18 protein-coding genes are annotated in these 18,144 nt (G+C 64.4%); 15 read left to right on the top strand and 3 right to left on the bottom strand.

Annotation, left to right across the window (positions count from 1 at the left end):
- Positions 1 to 11: 11 nt before the first annotated feature.
- The 15 genes from fliR (at position 12) to ACOJSJ_RS17690 (ending at position 15,308) form a co-directional block, all read left to right on the top strand.
- A complete protein-coding gene (gene fliR / locus ACOJSJ_RS17620) occupies positions 12 to 794 on the top strand; it encodes a flagellar biosynthetic protein FliR (protein WP_420146254.1) in 783 nt (260 codons plus the stop codon).
- Positions 795 to 798: 4 nt separating this feature from the next.
- Entirely contained in the window at positions 799 to 1,932 is a 1,134-nt protein-coding gene (gene flhB, locus ACOJSJ_RS17625; RefSeq protein WP_420146255.1) for a flagellar type III secretion system protein FlhB, read from the top strand.
- Positions 1,933 to 2,212: 280 nt separating this feature from the next.
- Positions 2,213 to 2,671, top strand: coding sequence for a hypothetical protein (locus tag ACOJSJ_RS17630; RefSeq protein WP_420146256.1), 459 nt, complete (start codon positions 2,213 to 2,215; stop codon positions 2,669 to 2,671).
- A 274-nt stretch (positions 2,672 to 2,945) separates the two neighbouring features.
- Positions 2,946 to 4,331, top strand: coding sequence for a flagellar filament capping protein FliD (gene fliD, locus ACOJSJ_RS17635; protein ID WP_420146257.1), 1,386 nt, complete (start codon positions 2,946 to 2,948; stop codon positions 4,329 to 4,331).
- A gap of 92 nt (positions 4,332 to 4,423) precedes the next feature.
- Entirely contained in the window at positions 4,424 to 4,822 is a 399-nt protein-coding gene (fliS, locus tag ACOJSJ_RS17640; protein ID WP_420146258.1) for a flagellar export chaperone FliS, read from the top strand.
- A 210-nt stretch (positions 4,823 to 5,032) separates the two neighbouring features.
- Positions 5,033 to 6,229, top strand: a complete 1,197-nt coding sequence (locus ACOJSJ_RS17645) for an aspartate aminotransferase family protein (RefSeq protein ID WP_420146259.1) — start codon at positions 5,033 to 5,035, stop codon at positions 6,227 to 6,229.
- A gap of 132 nt (positions 6,230 to 6,361) precedes the next feature.
- Positions 6,362 to 7,291: an ornithine carbamoyltransferase gene (gene argF / locus ACOJSJ_RS17650; protein ID WP_420146260.1), complete on the top strand. Its 930-nt coding sequence runs from the start codon at positions 6,362 to 6,364 to the stop codon at positions 7,289 to 7,291.
- A gap of 82 nt (positions 7,292 to 7,373) precedes the next feature.
- Positions 7,374 to 8,309: an Hsp33 family molecular chaperone HslO gene (locus tag ACOJSJ_RS17655; protein ID WP_420146261.1), complete on the top strand. Its 936-nt coding sequence runs from the start codon at positions 7,374 to 7,376 to the stop codon at positions 8,307 to 8,309.
- 165 nt (positions 8,310 to 8,474) lie between these two features.
- Entirely contained in the window at positions 8,475 to 8,984 is a 510-nt protein-coding gene (locus tag ACOJSJ_RS17660) for a hypothetical protein (RefSeq protein WP_420146262.1), read from the top strand.
- A gap of 49 nt (positions 8,985 to 9,033) precedes the next feature.
- Positions 9,034 to 9,726 carry a 7-cyano-7-deazaguanine synthase QueC gene (queC, locus tag ACOJSJ_RS17665; RefSeq protein ID WP_420146286.1) on the top strand — a complete coding sequence of 231 codons (693 nt, stop codon included), beginning with the start codon at positions 9,034 to 9,036 and terminating at the stop codon, positions 9,724 to 9,726.
- Between the two features lie 15 nt (positions 9,727 to 9,741).
- Positions 9,742 to 10,389, top strand: a complete 648-nt coding sequence (gene queE / locus ACOJSJ_RS17670) for a 7-carboxy-7-deazaguanine synthase (RefSeq protein ID WP_420146263.1) — start codon at positions 9,742 to 9,744, stop codon at positions 10,387 to 10,389.
- A gap of 107 nt (positions 10,390 to 10,496) precedes the next feature.
- A complete protein-coding gene (locus ACOJSJ_RS17675; protein ID WP_420146264.1) occupies positions 10,497 to 10,814 on the top strand; it encodes a hypothetical protein in 318 nt (105 codons plus the stop codon).
- A 211-nt stretch (positions 10,815 to 11,025) separates the two neighbouring features.
- On the top strand, positions 11,026 to 12,333 hold the full coding sequence (gene wecC / locus ACOJSJ_RS17680; protein WP_420146265.1) for a UDP-N-acetyl-D-mannosamine dehydrogenase: 1,308 nt from the start codon (positions 11,026 to 11,028) through the stop codon (positions 12,331 to 12,333).
- A gap of 129 nt (positions 12,334 to 12,462) precedes the next feature.
- Positions 12,463 to 13,170, top strand: a complete 708-nt coding sequence (locus ACOJSJ_RS17685; RefSeq protein WP_420146266.1) for a polysaccharide biosynthesis/export family protein — start codon at positions 12,463 to 12,465, stop codon at positions 13,168 to 13,170.
- Positions 13,167 to 15,308 carry a GumC family protein gene (locus ACOJSJ_RS17690; protein WP_420146267.1) on the top strand — a complete coding sequence of 714 codons (2,142 nt, stop codon included), beginning with the start codon at positions 13,167 to 13,169 and terminating at the stop codon, positions 15,306 to 15,308. Before ACOJSJ_RS17685 ends, ACOJSJ_RS17690 begins: the two co-directional genes overlap by 4 nt.
- Positions 15,309 to 15,551: 243 nt before the next feature.
- Here ACOJSJ_RS17690 and purQ read toward each other — a convergent pair whose 3' ends face one another.
- From purQ to ACOJSJ_RS17705, 3 genes are all read right to left on the bottom strand, one after another.
- Complete coding sequence (gene purQ / locus ACOJSJ_RS17695; RefSeq protein ID WP_420146268.1) at positions 15,552 to 16,226, bottom strand: phosphoribosylformylglycinamidine synthase subunit PurQ; 675 nt, start codon at positions 16,224 to 16,226, stop codon at positions 15,552 to 15,554.
- 3 nt (positions 16,227 to 16,229) lie between these two features.
- The gene (purS, locus tag ACOJSJ_RS17700; protein ID WP_420146269.1) at positions 16,230 to 16,463 is read right to left on the bottom strand and encodes a phosphoribosylformylglycinamidine synthase subunit PurS; all 234 of its coding nucleotides are present in this window, start codon (positions 16,461 to 16,463) and stop codon (positions 16,230 to 16,232) included.
- 472 nt (positions 16,464 to 16,935) lie between these two features.
- Entirely contained in the window at positions 16,936 to 18,075 is a 1,140-nt protein-coding gene (locus ACOJSJ_RS17705; protein WP_420146270.1) for a pyridoxal phosphate-dependent aminotransferase, read from the bottom strand.
- Positions 18,076 to 18,144: the final 69 nt, after the last annotated feature.

Genomic DNA, 18,144 nt, shown 5'->3' on the forward strand with positions numbered 1-18,144 from the left:
AGCGCCGGATCATGATCGCGCCCGGTTTCGCAGGCGTCGAGACGCAGCTGTGGATCCTGCTGATCGCCATGATCCGGCCCGGCGCGGCCTTCATCGCGGCGCCGGTGTTCGGCGCGCCCGCGGTGCCGCTGCAGTTGCGGCTGATCCTGAGCCTTGCCCTTGGCCTGGCCGCGCTCAACAGCGTGACCATCACCCTTCCGCAGGATGGCGTCGCCAGCTTTGCGGGGGTGATGATGGTCATGGGCGAAGTGCTGGCGGGGCTGGCTCTGGGCTTTGCGGTGCAGATCGGCTATGCTGCGGCCTTCGTTGCGGGCGAAACGATCGGTAACGCCATGGGTCTGAACTTCGCCGCCATGATCGATCCCCAGTCGGGGCAGTCGACGCAGGTGCTGGGCACGTTCCTGTCGGTTCTGGCGACATTCCTGCTGCTGGGCATGGACGGGCACCTGCTGCTCGCCAGTTTTGTCGTGCAAAGCTATCAGGCGTTGCCGCCGGGCGGCGCGATCCTGCCCAATGATGCGGTGTGGCGGCTGGTGACGTTCGGCGGATCGTTGCTGGGGGCGGGGGTGACCGTAGCGCTGCCCGTCGGGTTCGCGCTGGTGCTGGTGCAGATCATCATGGGGATGCTGGCGCGGGCGGCGCCTTCGCTCAACCTGTTCGCGGTCGGCATGCCCGTCGCGATGATGGCGGGCCTGGTCCTGCTGGCGATCGCCGCGCCGATCATGGCCGAAGGCATGACCGTGGCGCTGCGCGCGGGGCTGGAAGAAGCCCAGTCGATCGCGGAAGGGCGGTAGGACCATGGCGGGCGAAAGCGGCGGCGAAAAGACCGAAAAACCGACCCAGAAGAAACTGGACGACGCCGCCAAGAAGGGCGACATCCTCCAGTCGCGCGAGCTGGGCACGGCATTGGTGGTGATGGCGGGCATCGCATGGCTGGCGATCACCGGTCCGTCGCTGATCGACGCGCTGGCCGACATGCTGACCGACGCATTGCGGTTCCGGCGCGAGGACATCGTCGATTTTTCGCCGGTGGATCGCGGCGCGGCGTTGCTGGCCATGGTGGCGCTGCCCGCCGCAGGGGTGATGCTGGCGACGTTTCTGGCAGCGATCGCGGCGCCCGCGCTGCTGGGATCGCTGGGGTTCCGGCCCGGCGCCTTTGCGCCCAAGGCGTCGAAGATGAACCCGGCAGCGGGCATCAAGAAGATTTTCGGGACACAGGGGCTTATCGAACTGATCAAGTCGATCGCCAAGGTCGGGTTGCTGGGCAGCATCGGCGTGTGGCTGATCTGGGACCGGCTGACCGAGATTACGGCGCTGGGCAAGATGGGCATCGCGCCCGCCATGGCGGACCTGGGCAACATCTTCATCCTGACCTGCCTTGTCATGGCGGGCGGCCTGTTCCTGATCGCGGGGATCGATGTCCCGGCGCAGATCATGCAGCGCGGCAAGCGACTGGCCATGACGAAGCAGGAAGTGAAGGACGAGCATAAGGAAAGCGAAGGGTCGCCCGAACTGAAAGGGCAGATCCGCCGTCGCCAGTTCGAGGTGCTGAACGGTTCGACCCGGCAGGCGGTGACCGAAGCCAGCGTGATCATCACCAACCCGACCCATTTCGCGGTCGCGCTGCGGTATCGGCCGGGGCAGGATGTGGCGCCGATCGTGGTGGCGCGGGGCGTCGATGCGATCGCGGCGGCGATCCGCGAACTGGCCGATGAAAATGGCGTGTCGGTGCTGCAATATCCCGAACTGGCCCGCGCCATCTATTTCACGTCCCGTGCCGGGCAGATCGTGAACGAAGGACTGTATATGGCGGTGGCGACCGTGCTGGCCTTTGTATTCCGGGTGGAAAACAAGATGGCGACCGAAATGGACCGCCCCTTCATCACCGTGCCGGACGACCTGCGGTTCGATACCGAGGGCAAGAAGCAGTAATCGTCCGATCCCGATGGCGTGAGGAGGGGGATTTCCACGCGCTTTGCGGCGATTTTAGAGACAGCGAAGTTGACAGATATAATGATATGATCATGTGTGTTTAGCTAACTAACTATATATAATCATTATATATCAAATAGTTGATGATTTCTCTTTTGCTGTTGTGAGACGAGGTTGCGTCTTTTTCCGATCTTTTTGCCAAAAAAATCGTCGGGCGCATTAAAGTTGAAGCGCAGCCATCCGTAATAGCTGTTGTGGGGATGCATTCTGGTGGTGCGTCATGAACGACTATGTATCAAGGAGCGAGCTGGCGCCGGTTGACCGGGCCGTTTCGCGCGCGCTGACGCCCATCCAGACCATCCAGTCTGCGGCGACCAGTACGACTGTCCAGACATCCGTGCAGGGCAGCAGTCCGGCCGCGACGCCCAGGGGCAGCGCGGTGAAGCTGGACGACGATCTGGCCAGTGTCGCGGAATATGTGCAGGTCCACGCCCGCATTTCCGAAATATTGGCGGACCTGCAAACGGGCGTCGGCAGCGTCGACGATGCCGCAGGCGCGATACAGGCGATGATCCCGCGCCCGATGGTGCTGGTGCCGTTGCCGCCCGCGAGCAAGGAAGCGGTGGAGCATGCCGCCGTGCTGGCCAAGCGCATCGTGGAGCGGGCATCCTATTCCCATACGGCGCAGGCCCATGTTTCGCGCGCGGCGGTCGAACAGATCGTGACGCCGAACGCCTGATTTTCGCGGGATCGCAAGCCGGGCCTGACGGCCGGGATACAGCGTGCGATGCGGGCAGCGCAGCAGCGCCAACGGACAGGCGCGCGCTGCGCATTTTGCGGGACACTGCGTTCCGCAGGAGTGCCGGTTTCGGCATTTTCGCCCGCTATTTTTCTTTTGTTTTCCGCAGTTTCCGAGCCAGCAGATGATGCCATCTGCTTCGAACATGCTCCAGTCTAGATATTCTTAAAGGTCTTGTCGTTAGAGCCGTTCTATCCCCTTGAAAGGAAGGCGAATGACTTCGGTAGGCAGCAGCGTCCTGAGCGCACTTAATGCAGGGTCGGGCATCGACACCGCGGCACTGGTGAAAAGCCTGGTCGCGGCGAACCGCGAACCCAAGCAGAAGGCGATCACGTCACAGCAATCGCTGAACAACGCCCGCGTTTCGGCGCTGGCGTCGGCGATGAGCTCGCTCGATACTTTCGCCGATGCACTGAGCGCGGTTCTGGCCGGTCCAGAATATACCGGCACCGTGTCGTCGAACGACGCCAGCATCGCCACCGTATCGCTGCTGAGCGGCGGCAGCCCCACCGGCCTGCCCGCGCAGCTGACCGTCAACAAGCTGGCGACGGCGCGCGTCTATTCGTCCACCCCGGTTTCCGACCCGAAGATCGGGACGAGCAGCCTGACATTCACGCGGCTGGTGGAGGGCCAGCCGAGCGGCGATCCCGTCACCGTGACGGTCAATTCCACCAACGCCACGCTGGCGGACATGGCAGCCGCGGTCAACGCGTCCAACGCCGGCGTCACCGCGCAGGTCGTGACCGACGCCAACGGATCGCGTCTGGTGTTCAAGGGGCAGACCGGCGCGGCCAATGATTTTTCGGTCAGCGGCGGCACCGGCGGTCTGGCCGGGACGGCATTCGCCAGTTCGTCCAACGCGCAGGATGCCGAAGTCACGCTGGACGGCGTGGCGTATAAATTCGCCAGCAACAGCATCGACGGCGCGATCCCCTATCTGCGGATCGACCTGAACAAGGCTGCGCCCGGCACCAGCGTGACATTGTCGATGAGCCAGCCGACGTCGGGCCTGTCCGACCTGCTGAAGGAATATGTCGACGCGTACAACACGTTGATGAAGGCGCTGAACACCGCCACGGCGACCGGCGCGGATGTTTCCACGTCCGGCGCGCTGAACGGCGTGTCGGCGGTGCGCGACATGAAGCGGCAGCTGGGCGCGATCACATCGACGCCGATGGCATCGACCGGCACGTACCGGACGCTGGCCGACATCGGTGTTTCGACCAATCGCGACGGTACGCTGACGCTGGATACGACGCGGCTGGCCGCGGCGATGGAGGCCGACCCCGAAGGCGTCACCAACATGGTGAACCCCAAGGTGTCGAGCGCCACCAATCCCGGCCTGTCCAAGCTGATGGATAATGTCCGCGACAATATCCAGAAGGCGGATGGTCCGATCAAGGGTGCGCAGGCGCGTTATGACAAGCTGGCCGCCGACCTGACCGAACAGCTGGAATCGCTGGACGAAAAGATGACCAGTTACGAAGAACAGCTGACCAAGGTCTATGCATCCATGGAAACGCGGCTGTCGGCGCTCAAGGCGACGCAGAGCTACCTCGAACAGCAGATCGAGGTGTGGAACAACAGCGGCAATAATTAAGCCGGCGGACCTAAATATCCGCTCCATCGCGCCGTATTGATCAGCAGATGGAGCCACCTGCCCATAAAATCTTCCAAACGGGGACGCAGACGATGTTTTACAATCAGGGTTATGCAGGCGCCAGCGCGGCACGTCGTTATGCCGCCGTCCATTCGGGCAGCCGCACCGAAGGCGCGACGCCCCATGCACTGGTGAAGATCCTGTTCGACGAACTGCTGCTGGCGCTGGAAGCCGCGGCGCTGGCCGAACGCAATGGCGACCGGATGAAGGTGTCCGACAAGCAGGCCCGCGCCATGTCGATCCTGTTCGCGCTGGAATCGAGCCTGGATTTCGACAAGGGCGGCGACATTGCCGTGGGGCTGGCGCAAATCTATCGCGAAGCTCGCCGCCTGCTGCTGGTCGGGGCCAAGGAACGCACCGCGGAGCCGGTCGATCAGGCCCGCGACATCGTGGCGGAAATCGCCGACGCCTGGACCCAGATCGGGCGTTAAGAGACAGCGCATGCGCCGGTCCGGCCGGGGTTGCGCGCCCAACATGGCGCCTGTATAGGCGATGCTCGCGAAAGGGCGGCCCGGCGGGGCCGCCTTTTTGCGTTTCTACCGTTGTTTTCGCATTTTGCGAGCCATCGGCTGGAACAGCCGGTTGCATACTGTTTCCATATGCGCACAGGACGCGCACATCACCCCAGAAAGGGAAGGCTCATGTCGATTACGCCGCTCATGCCCGTTTACCCCCGGTGCGATGTCCGTCCGGTGCGAGGCGAGGGCTGCTATCTGATCGGGGAGCGCGGCGAACGCTATCTGGACTTTGCCAGCGGCATCGCCGTCAACCTGCTGGGCCATGGTCATCCCAAACTGGTCAAGACCATCGCCGATCAGGCCGCGACGCTGATGCACATATCGAACCTGTACGGGTCGCCGCTGGGCGAACAGTTCGCGCAGAAGCTGGTCGACAACACATTTGCCGACACCGTGTTCTTCACCAATTCGGGCGCCGAAGCGGTGGAATGCGCGATCAAGACCGCGCGCCGTTATCACTTCGCCAATGGCGAGGCGCACCGGCACAAGATCATCAGTTTCGACAATGCGTTTCACGGCCGTACGCTGGGGACGATTTCGGCCACCAGCCAGCCCAAGATGCGCGACGGTTTCGAACCGCTGCTGCCCGGTTTTCAGGTCGTGCCGTTCAACGATCTGGACGCGGCGCTGGCCGCGATCGACGACAGCACGGCCGGGTTCCTGCTGGAACCGGTGCAGGGCGAAGGCGGCGTGACGCCGGCGACGGCGGCGTTCCTGACCGGCCTGCGCAAGGCATGCGACGACCATGGCCTGTTGCTGATCCTGGACGAAGTGCAGTGCGGCTATGCCCGTACCGGCACCTTCTTTGCCCATGAACAATATGGCGTGACGCCGGACATCATGGCGGTTGCCAAGGGCATCGGCGCGGGTTTCCCGCTGGGCGCATGTCTGGCCACCGAAGAAGCCGCCAGGGGCATGGTGTTCGGCACCCACGGGTCGACCTATGGCGGCAATCCGCTGGCCATGGCGGTCGGGCTGACGGTGCTGGAAGAAGTGCTGGGCGACGGCTTCCTGGACCGGGTGACGGCGATGGGCGCACGCCTGCGCGCCGCGCTGGAACAGCTGATCCCCAATCATGACGCGATGTTCGAGGATGTGCGCGGCATGGGCCTGATGCTGGGCGTGAAGCTGAAGGACGCCTATGACGCCCGCAGTTTCGTAGGGCACCTGCGCGACCATCACGGATTGCTGGCGGTGTCGGCCGGGCAGAATGTGCTGCGCGTGCTGCCCCCGCTGATCATCGACGAAAGCCATATCGCCGAGTGTATCGAGAAGATTTCCGCCGGTGCGCGGAGCTTCGCGGACGCCAAGGCGGCCTGAGTCCATTTCTCTCCCGGCCGTTCGGTTCGAGAATCCTGAGTTTGTCGCAGGGCGAGAAGCGTTCTCGATACGCCTTTTCGACAAGCGCGAAGGCTGCTCGAACCGAACGGTGAGGGGGATGAGGGGTAAAAAATGACCAAGCATTTCCTCAATCTTTCCGATGCGGGTGGCGATGCGATCGCCGCGATGATCGCCGACGCCATCGACCGCAAGGCGGCGCGGGCGGGCAAGCCCAAGGGCGCGGCCGATGCCGACGCGCCGCTGGCGGGCCATACGCTGGCCATGATCTTCGAAAAGAACAGCACGCGCACCCGCGTGTCGTTCGACATGGCGATGCGCCAGCTGGGCGGCACGTCGCTGATCCTGGACGGGGCGACCAGCCAGATCGGGCGCGGCGAAACCATCGCCGACACCGCCCGCGTGCTGAGCCGCATGTGCGACGCCATCATGATCCGCACCGACGACCATGCCAAGATCGAGGAAATGGCCCATTATGCCAGCGTTCCGGTGATCAACGGCCTGACCGACCTGTCGCATCCGTGCCAGATCGTCGCGGACCTGCTGACCGTGGTGGAACATGGGCTGGCGCTGCCGGGCAGCCAGTGGGCGTGGCTGGGCGATGGCAATAATGTGCTGCATTCGATCGTCGAGGCGGCGGGGCTGCTGAAATTCGATGTGCGCATGGGCATTCCCGACGGCTATGATCCCGACCCGGCCTTTGCCGATGCGGCGCGGGCCGCTGGGTCCACCATCACCCTGACCCGCGACGCGGCGGAGGCGGTACGCGGGGCCGATGTCGTCGTCACCGACACATGGATTTCCATGGGGCAGGCCCATGCCGACGCCAAGCTGGCGGCGATGATGCCGTTTCAGGTGACGCCGGACCTGATGGCTGGCGCGAAGCCGGACGCGAAATTCCTCCATTGCCTGCCCGCGCATCGCGGCGAGGAAGTGGTGGCCGACGTGATCGACGGGCCGCAGTCGCTGATCTGGGACGAAGCGGAAAACCGCATCCATGCCCAGAAATCCGTCCTGCTTTGGGCGCTGGGCCGCCTTGGTTGAGATTATGGACAGGCTTCCTATCTAGGCGGCCTGTCCTCAATAACCCTGTGCATCATCGGATGCCTGTGAAAAGCCCGGCGGCATGTCGCCGGGCCATCGGAGCTGTAAATTGACGTCTGCCGCCCATATCGATCAGGCCATCGGCTTTACCATCCCGTCGCGTCATGCGCGCGGGCGGCTCGTGCGGCTGGGGCCGGTGCTGGATCAGGTACTGGCCGCCCATGCCTATCCTCCGCCGATCGAGCGGTTGCTGGCGTCCGCGCTGGTGCTGGCCGCGTTGCTGGGCAGTACGCTCAAGCAGGCGGACGGGCAGCTGACATTGCAGGCGCAGACCGAAAATGGCGTCGTCAGCCTGCTGGTCGCTGATTACAAGGATGGCGACCTGCGCGGTTATGTGAAGTTCGATGCGGAGCGGCTGGCGGAACTGGGCACCGATCCCACGCTGTTCGGCCTGTTCGGCAAAGGGTATCTGGCGATCACATTCGATCAGGCGGTGTCGGGCGAACGCTATCAGGGGATCGTCCCGCTGGAAGGCCAGTCGCTGGCCGCGGCGGCGGAACATTATTTCTTCCAGTCCGAACAGATACCCAGCATCATCCAGATCGAAACCCGCCACGACAGGGGGGAGGGATGCTTTGCGGCGGGCATGCTGCTCCAGCACCTGCCCGAAGGGGAGGTGGGGCGCGAGCGGTTGCATGTGCGGCACGACCATCCGGAGTGGGAGCATGTGCAGGCGCTGGCGCAGACGCTGAAGGCGCAGGAACTGACCGACGAAGCGCTGCCGCTGTCCGACATCGTGTGGCGGCTGTTCCATGAGGAAGAGGAAGTGCGGGCCACCGATCCCGCGCCCCTGGCCAAGGGGTGCCGGTGCGACCTGACCCATATCCGCGACGTCGTCGGCCGCTTCCCGGCGAGCGAGCGCGCGGAAATGGCGAATGAGGACGGCATCATCGGCGTCGATTGCGCTTTCTGTTCGCGCCTGTTTCCCCTTGCGCTGGACAGTTTCGTTCCCAATTAAACCATGATCCGATGGGCCTCGACCGGATCATGGTCTGATCATTTTTCGGTTATTGCAGTTTGCGGGCGGTCATCTGTTCCAGATGGCTTCCGGATGCTGTGACGGTTATCGCTGCGTTCACCATATTTTCAAATTGAGGCAGGCCGGTTCGGCAGCGTTATCAAAATGCCGCAATTGGGCGGCATGGGCACGCTGACGGCCGGGAGCGGTCGGCGGCGCATGGAATCGAGCGACATCATGAAAATGGCGGGATTGCGGATATTCGGCATGCTGGCGATGGGGCTGGCGGGGGCTGTGGCTGTGAGCGGAGCGCCGACCGCGCCGGCGTTCGGGCAGGGCGCGCAGGCCGCCGCGCCGCAGGCGTTGCAGGCGCTGGAAACCGGCGAATGGGAATTGCGCGGGCGCGGCGAGGGCGCCGAAACGCGCAAGCTGTGCGTCAGCGACCTGCGCCAGCTGTTGCAGGTTCAGCATGGCAAGGGGCTGTGCCGCAGCTTTACCATCAGCGACAGCGCGCATGACGTGACCGTCACCTATGATTGCGCGGCGGCGGGCAATGGCCGCACCGACCTGCGCGTCGAAACCAACCGGCTGGTGCAGATCCGTTCGCAGGGCATATCGCAGGGCGCGCCCTTTGCTTTCGCGGCCGAAGGGCGGCGGGTCGGCACCTGTTCCTGAAAACCCGGTGATGCTTGCGCAAAGGCGCAACGAGGCGTAGCGCGACATGATGGCTGACAATGAAGGAAAATTCGCCGTCGTTCTGCTGTCTGGCGGACTCGATTCCATGGTTGCGGGCGGGCTGGCGCGTGAAGCGGGCTATCGCATTCTGGCGCTGTCGATCGATTATAACCAGCGGCATCGCGTCGAGCTGCGCGCCGCCGCGCGCATCGCGCAATCGCTGAACGCCATCCGTCATATCGTGTTGCCGCTGGACCTGACCGCGTTCGGCGGATCGGCGCTGACCGCCGACATCGCCGTGCCCAAGGGCGGGGTGGGGGACGAAATCCCCGTCACCTATGTCCCCGCGCGTAACACCATATTCCTGTCGCTGACGCTGGGCCTGGCCGAAGTGGCGGGGGCGAGCGACATTTTCATCGGCGTCAATGCGCTGGATTATTCGGGCTATCCCGATTGCCGCCCGGAATTTATCGACGCGTTCCAGAAGATGGCGACGCTGGCGACCAAGGCCGGGGTGGAAGGGCAGCCGATCCGCATCCAGACGCCGCTGCAATTTATGAGCAAGGCCGATATCGCGCGCGAGGCGCACCGGCTGGGTCTGGACGCGGGCCTCAGCTGGTCCTGTTACGACCCCACCCCCGACCACAAGCATTGCGGGCTGTGCGACAGTTGCCGCCTGCGGTCCAAGGGGTATGAGGAAGCGGGCCTGCCCGACCCCACCATTTACGCCGCGCGGCCCTGAACCGGGGCGGCGGCGATGGCTTATGCGGTCAAGGAAATGTTCCTTACCCTACAGGGCGAAGGGGTGCAGGCCGGGCGGCGCGCGGTGTTCCTGCGCTTTGCGGGATGCAATTTGTGGAGCGGGCGCGAACAGGACCGGCGCGACGCCGTCTGCAAATTTTGCGACACCGATTTCGTGGGCACCGATGGGCTGGGCGGCGGCAAGTTCGCCGATGCCGACGCGCTGGCCGACGCGGCGCTGGCTTTCTGGGGCGATCGGGCCGAGGGGCGCTATATCGTACTGACCGGCGGGGAGCCGATGTTGCAGGTGGACGATGCGCTGGTCGATGCGCTGCATGCGCGCGGCTTTGCCATCGCGATCGAAAGCAACGGCACGATCGCCGCGCATCCGGGCATCGACTGGATCTGTATCAGCCCCAAGGCGGGGAGCGAGGTGGTGCAGCGGTCCGGCAACGAATTGAAGCTGGTGTGGCCGCAGCCCGGTGGCGGGCATGCGATGGCCGACGTCGCGGCGATGGAGGGATGGGCGTTCGACCATCATCTGCTCCAGCCGCTGGACGACCCCCATGCCGCCGACAATGCCCGCGCCGCCATCGCCATCGTCATGGACCGGCCGATGTGGCGGCTGACGGTGCAGGCGCATAAATATCTGGGTTTGCGGTAACGGGGGGTGGGATGGTTGGTCGGTAGGTTTCGACCATTTGTTGCCAGTTGACCGAGCGGCGGAGAGTGCGGTTTGCAGACGTTCGTGAACTGTCTTAGCATACCAAAATGGCCGTAGATCTTCCCCCCGTTCCAAACTGCATTGTGCAGGTTACAGAACTCAAATCACAATCCCTCATTATTGAGGGTAAGGCTGATGTAGTCCGCACATGGCTAGGTGGTCCCGCTATCAAAGGTAAGCCGTTTGACGTTTCGCTCTCCGAAGTCGATGATAACGGAAATCAGACAGCCATACAGCGTTTCTCGGCAGAAACGCCGTATCGTGACATTGGCGGCGTCATATTCTCGGCTCAAGCTGCAAAGATGACGGTAGGCGCATGGACCTTCCAGCCTCCTCTTTGCGGTGCGGGTGAATCACCAAAATAATGTCCGCTTCTGCGCTTCTCGATCGGTAAACAGACCGTCCGCAAACCACCCATCCCGGTCATGCCTCCCCTGCGCTGGCTGCTTCCCGAATGCGCGCGAAGCGAAAGAGTGCGCGAGGCGTTCAGCCAAATCCCTGGCAGCGTTACCGAAATCTTCAGCATTTTCGGGCAGGAACGCGGGGAAATTCACCGACTGAAGGATTGCTGCACCCATGCCCGTCGACGCCAAGCAGAAGGTTTCCGTCATCGGCCTTGGCTATATCGGCCTGCCTACCGCTGCGCTGATTGCGCGGGGGGGGGCGCAGGTGGTCGGGATCGACGTCAGCGCCCATGTCGTGGAGACGGTCAATTCGGGCCGCGTGCATATCGAGGAAGTCGATCTGGACGGGCTGGTGCAGGGCGTGGTGGCGCGGGGCAGTCTGCGCGCATCGCTTGAGGTTGAGGAAAGCGACGTTTTCATCATCGCGGTGCCGACCCCGGTGGCGGAGGATCGCGCGCCGGACATCAGCTATGTCCTGAAAGCCGCCAGGACCATCGCACCGGTGCTGAAGGCTGGGGATACCGTCATCCTGGAATCCACGTCGCCCGTCGGTACGACCGAGGCGATGCGCGACGTGATCGGTTCCATCCGGCCCGACCTGAAGATGCCGGGGACGGGCGTGAACGGGGGCGGGGCGGGCGACATCGCCATCGCCTATTGCCCGGAACGGGTTTTGCCGGGGCGCATATTGGTCGAGCTGATCGACAATGATCGCTGCATCGGCGGCATCACGCCGCGCTGCGCGCGCAAGGCGCTGGGTTTCTATCGCCAGTTCGTGCGCGGGGCGTGCATCACCACCACCGCGCGGGCCGCAGAAATGGTGAAGCTGGTCGAAAACAGCTTCCGCGATGTCAACATCGCCTTTGCCAATGAATTGTCCGTGATCGCGGAGAATATGGACATCGATGTTTGGGAAGTGATCCGCCTTGCCAACCGGCATCCGCGCGTCAACATCCTGTCGCCCGGTCCCGGTGTCGGCGGCCATTGCATCGCGGTCGACCCGTGGTTCATCGTCCATGGCGACCCTGAAAATGCCCGCATCATCCGCACCGCGCGCGAAGTGAATGACGGCAAGACCGACTATGTCGTGGCGAAGGCGTCGGACATGATCGACGCGTTCGGGGGTGAGGATATTGCGTGCCTGGGCCTGGCGTTCAAAGCGAATATCGACGATTTCCGTGAAAGCCCGGCGGTGAAGGTCGCGGCGCGGCTGGCGCGGCGTTACGGTCGGCGGATCAAGCTGGTCGAACCCTATGCCCGCGACCTGCCGATGGAATTTGTCGGAACGGGCGCCGAATTGATCGATCTCGATACGGCACTGGAACAATGTGGCGTGTTCATCATTCTTGTGGATCATGACATGTTCAAATCCGTCCCCGTCGATGAACGCGCCGGCAAGGCTGTTTACGACACGCGGGGAATCTGGCCCGATCAGCCGCGCCGCGTGGCGCAGCCTGCACCAGAGCGCGTCGCGCTCTAGGCAAAGGCTCTGCGCGTCGCGCCGTGAGGCCTGTGGGGGCGGATCGGTCCGCCCCAACTGCGGTTGTCATTGCCGTGTCGCCCCGTTAACCCTCGGCCACGACTGGGTCAGAACGGGGCATAAGCGCGGATGAGGCGCAAAAACAGCATTTTAGCATCCCTGGCGGCGCTGGCCACGGGCGGCCTGATCGGCGGTTGCACGACGGTGGAACAGGCGCCGCGCGGGGAAGAGGCCTATGCCATGATCCCCGCGCCGCCCGCCGTGGGCATGGATTATCGCATCGCGCCCGACGATGTGCTGCGCATCCAGATCTATCATGAGCCGGGCCTGTCGCAGGAAGATGCGCAGGTGACCGCCGCAGGCATGGTCCGCATGCCGCTGATCGGCGATGTGTCGGTCGCGGGGCTGACCGCCGGCGAGGCGAGCGACGTCATCGCCGGGCGGCTGGGCGAACGTTATCTGGTGTCGCCGCAGGTGACCTTGTTCGTGAAGAAGGCGGTGGGACGTCGCGTGACGCTGGACGGCGAAGTGCGCGAACCGGGGCTGTACCCGGTCGAAGGGCGGCTGACATTGTTGCAGGCGGTCGCGCTGGCCAAGGGGCCGACGCGGCTGGCGGGCCTTGATCAGGTGGTCGTCGTGCGGCAGCTGGACGGACAGCGGCAGGCGGCGATGTTCGACCTGACCGCCATTCGCAAGGGGCAGGCCCCCGATCCCGAAATCCTGCCGGGCGACCGGGTCATCATTGGCCTGTCGCGCGCCAAGGCGATATTGGGAGGCAGTCTGCTGGCCATTCCGGCGCTGGCGACCGGTTTCATCGCGCTGGATGGAGGACGATGATGGCGCAGGCTTCCATCCCCATGCGGGACACGGCGGATGCGTCGGAAAATGGCGTGAGCGCGCGGCTTTCCGCCGCCGCGCATCATGGCTGGCTGGTGCTGAGGCGGCATCGCGTCATCCTGTTCGTCACCATGGCGCTGTCGCTGCTGGCGGGGGCGGTGATCATATTGACCTCGACCCCCGATTATCGCGCCACCGCATCGGTGGAGGTGGAGGATGTGCCCGCGGGCGCCGCCGGATCGGCCGCGGCGCAGCGCACCACCGGCGCGAACGACACCGAAACGGTGATGCAGACCGAACTGGAAGTGTTGCGCAGCCGCGCGCTGGCCGAAGAGGTCGCGCGCGAACTGGCGCTGGTGGGCACGCCGACCTTCTTCAAGGGGATGGGCGAAACCCGGCCGGTGGAGGGCGTGGGCACACTGTCGCAGCGGCAGGTGGAACAGGATATGGTCGTGCGCTTGCTGCGCGACAATCTGGAGGTGACGCTGCCCGGCAAGTCGCGGGTGTTGCGCATCAGTTTCGTCAGCGCCGATCCGGTGCTGTCGGCGCGGGTCGCCAACAGCTATGCCGACAGCCTGATCCGCGCGGATTTGAAGCGCGGTTTCGAATCGGGCGTGCAGGCGCGTCGGTTCCTGCTGGGTGAGCTGGACGGTGCGCGCAAGGATCTGGCGCGGGCGGAGCGCGATCTGGCGGTCTATGTCGCGCGCAGCGGTGCGCCGGCGCCCACGGGCGAAGGGGACGACGCGCCGGACAAGGCCGCGAAGCCGGTGAAGCCGATGGCGCCCGAAGGATCGGTGCAGGCGCGGCTGGCGCAGCTGAGCGCCTATCGCGCGCAGGCTTCGGCCGATCGGATCGCGGCGCAGAAGCGGTGGGAAAGCGCGCGCAGCACCAGCGCCGACACGCTGCCCGAAGTGCTGAGCAACGGCGCGATGCAGCAGATCATGGCCGATCGGGCGCAGGCGCGGGCGACAGTCGCGCAGGAACGGCAATGGCGTAAGGATGCGCACCCCGAAATGCGTGAGGCGCGGGCGAAGCTGGCGGCGCTGGATGAACAGGCCGATGCGATGGCGGGCACGATTCGCGCGTCGCTGCACGAACAATATCGGGTCGCGGTGCGTGGCGAGGACCAGATCGCCAAGGAAATCGCGAAGCTGGAGGAAGAAGCGCGCATCGAACAGGGCCGCGATGTGCAGGCCGGGATCATGGAACGGTCAGTCGATACCTATCGCATGCTGCATGACAGCCTGCTCCAGCGTTATCGCGACATGGCGTCGCAGGCGGGGTTTCAGGCCGGGCGCATCCAGCCGCTGGACCGCGCCGCCGTGCCGACCAAGCCATTTTCACCGCGCATCGGCCAGATTTTGATGCTGGCGTCGCTGGGCGGGCTGGCGCTGGGCCTGTTGCTGGTGGCGGCGCGGCACATGTTCGACGATGCTGTGACGTCCGCCGACACGCTGGACGAACGCGTGGGCCTGCCGATGCTGGGCGCGGTGCCGGTGACGGGCGACAATCCGCAGCCGCCCGAAATCTTCACGCCGATCGCATCGTCGCTGATGCTGGCGTCGGCCGACGGGCTGCCCCGATCGATATTGCTGACGAGCGCGCAGGAAGGGGAGGGCAAGTCGCTGACCCTGAATGCGCTGGCGCTGGCGCTCGCGGGGCTGGGAAAATCGGTGCTGGTGGTGGACGGCGACATGCGTCGCCCGGTGCAGCATCGCCTGTTCCGCCTGTCGCCCCAGCGCGGCATCAGCGACGTGCTGACCGGACAGGCCAGTGCGCGGGACGTGATCATGGAAACCGGCGTTGCGGGCGTGTCGTTGCTGCCGTGCGGCACATTGCCGCCCAATCCGTCCGAACTGCTGGCGACGGCGGCGCTGGACGGGCTGCTGGCGTCGGTGCGCGATGCATATGACACGGTGCTGATCGATGCGCCGCCGCTGCTGGGCCTGAACGACACATTGTTGCTGGCGGCCAAGGCGCAGACCAGCCTGCTGGTGGTCGAATGGGGCCGCAATCATCATGGCGGGCTGCGCACGGCGGTGGAACGGTTGCGGCGCAGCGGCGGCGCGATCATCGGCGCGATCCTGACCAAACAGCAGGGGCGCGCGGTGGATTATGACTATCACCGCGCGGGGTGAGGGGGAGAATTGTGCCATCCGTTCGGCCTTTGCCTGTAGAAGGCGTCCGCTTTCCGGGAAGAATAAGGCACTTCGACACGCTCAGTGCGAATGGAAGAGAGAGGCTTTGATAGATGTAGCTCGTCCTCCGGCCTGCGTCGGGGAACGGCTTGTCAGTCGGCCTGAACGCATTCTGTCATTGCCATAAAAAAAGAGCGCCGTCCCGATGGGAGGCGCTCTTTTTTATGGCGATGGGGTGGAGGGTCAGGCCCGCGCCATCAGTCCTTCGACGATGCCCTGGAACAGGCGCTGGCCGTCGGTGGCGCCATGGGCGGCCTCCACCACGCGTTCGGGGTGGGGCATCATGCCCAGCACATTGCCCGCGTCGTTCAGGATGCCAGCGATGTTGCGGGCGGAACCGTTCACATTTTCAGCGTAGCGCAGCGCGACGCGGCCTTCGCCTTCCAGACGGTCCAGCGTGGCGTCGTCGGCGAAATAATTGCCGTCATGATGGGCGACGGGGTAGCTGATGCGTTCGCCCGCGTCATAGCGGCTGGTGAAGGCGCTCTGGGCGTTTTCGACCGTCAGGGCGACGTCGCGGCACACGAAATGGCCACCGGCATTGCGCAGCAGCGCGCCGGGCAGCAGGCCGCTTTCGGTCAGCACCTGAAAACCGTTGCAGATGCCAAGGACGAAGGCGCCGCGGTCGGCGGCCTTTGCCACGGCCTGCATCACCGGCGAACGGGCCGCCATGGCGCCGGACCGCAGATAGTCGCCATAGGAAAAGCCGCCCGGTACGCCGATCAGGTCGATGTCGTCGGGCAGGTCGGTGTCGCGATGCCAGATCATGGTCGGCTTCGCACCGGTCGTAGCCTCGAACGCCACCGCCAGGTCGCGGTCGCAATTGCTGCCCGGAAAGACGATGACGGCGCTCTTCATGGGTCAGGCCACCTTTTCGATGCGATAGTTTTCGATCACCGTGTTGGCCAGCAGCTTGCGGCACATGGCGTCGATGTCTTCGTCGCTGGTGCCGTCCGCCAGATCCAGTTCGATGAGCTTGCCAGCGCGCACGTCGTTGACGCCGCCAAAGCCGAGTCCTTCCAGCGCATGCTGGATCGCCCGACCCTGCGGATCGAGAACACCGCCCTTGAGCGTGACGAAGATGCGGGCTTTCATGAGACGCTAAACTCCCTGGAATCGAGCGGCGGCGCGCCATCATGCACCGCCAGACCTTGCCGATCCCCCTAGGCGCGGCGGGGCGTGGAGGCAAGCCATTATGCGGGGGAAGGGGGCGCGTTGTGGCTGGATGCCTGTACCCTTCATCCGTTCGCTTCGAGCCCAGTCGAGAAGCGGGTGGCGCAGGGCTGGCGTTCAGCTGCGATGTGCTGAGCTCCGCCTCGTTTCTCGACTGTGCTCGAAACGAACGGAGATTACGGGATCGCCCAGATGTCTTAAGCTTGACGGTTCTTCGGACTGAGCGATGTTGTGGTCCATGCCCTGACAGCAGGAAATATGGCCCTTCGACAGGCTCAGGGCGAACGGGGATGGGGCGTTGCCTGATTACTTATGCCTTGGCTGTTCGCAGAACAGGAAAGGGCGCCCGGTTGCCCGGACGCCCTTTCTGCTTTGCCATGGGAGGCGATGGGTTTTAGGCCTTGTAGACCTTGTCCACGGCGGCGCGGAACTTGGCCATGTCGTCGGCGGAACCGACGGTCACGCGCGAGACATTGGGCCAGATCGGCCAGTTGCGGCCGATCTGCACCTTTTCCGGCGTGGCGATGAGGGCGGCCTGCATTTCCTTGGCCGGCTTCTTCCAGTTCACCATGAACATGTTCGCCTGGCTGCCGGGCTGCACTTCGATGCCCTTCTTCGTCAGCCATGCGATGGTTTCTTCGCGGTTGCCGATCATTTCTTCACGGCGCGCCTTGATGAGCGCGGCTTCCTTATAGACCGCATTGCCGCAATGCATGGCGGTGATGGCAAGGCCGCCAGCCGACGGGCCGAAGAGCGAAATGCGCTTCTGCACTTCAGGATCGGCGAAGGTGAGGCCAAGGCGGACGCCCGCCATGCCGAACAGCTTCGAGAAGGTCCGCATGACGATGATGTCCTTGCGGTTGCCGATCAGCGAAGCGGCGCTGGGCGCTTCCGAGAAGTGGATATAGGCTTCGTCCACCAGCAGCATGGCGTCGGCGGGCTTGTTGTCCAGCAGCCACTTGATGTCGGCCAGCGGCGTGATGGTGCCGGTCGGGTTGTTGGGCGTGCAGATGTAGTAGAGGCCAGCGTTCGGATTGGCGGCCAGCATCGCCTTTACGTCATGACCCTTGCCGATCGCCTGGGGCGCCTTGGCGATGGGGGCCTTCATGTAATCGGCGGTGCGCCATGCGGATTCGAAGGTCGGATCGGCGGTCACCAGACCCTTGGTCGGCGAGCAATAGGCCGCAACGATGCTGACCAGCGGGCCGCCCGAACCGGGCCAGGGCATGACCTGCGCTTCGGGCAGGCCTTCCACGGCGGCGACGGTCTTGATCAGGTCGGCCTTATAATTGTCCGGGTCGTACCAGTTGCCGAACGAGGCGGCTTCGGCAGCGGCCTGAACGCCCGACGGGAAGGGGCCGGTCCAGCATTCGTTGGCGCCGATGCGCACCGCGCCCTTGACCGCGCGGGCGGCCTGTTGCTGCGCCATGGCGGTGCCCGCGCCCAGCAGCGCGGCGACTTCGCCCAGCTGGCGGCGCGAATAGCCGCGTTCGATCAGGTCTTCCTGCGCATCCTTGTTCAGCATCATGGTCATGTCGTCCGTCCCCTGTCTGCGATCAGCATCAGTCGTTTCAATCACATGGGGTAGGAACGAAAAGGCGGC

The sequence above is a fragment of the Sphingobium sp. genome, from assembly GCF_048594625.1.
In the GTDB taxonomy this organism is placed as follows: domain Bacteria; phylum Pseudomonadota; class Alphaproteobacteria; order Sphingomonadales; family Sphingomonadaceae; genus Sphingobium.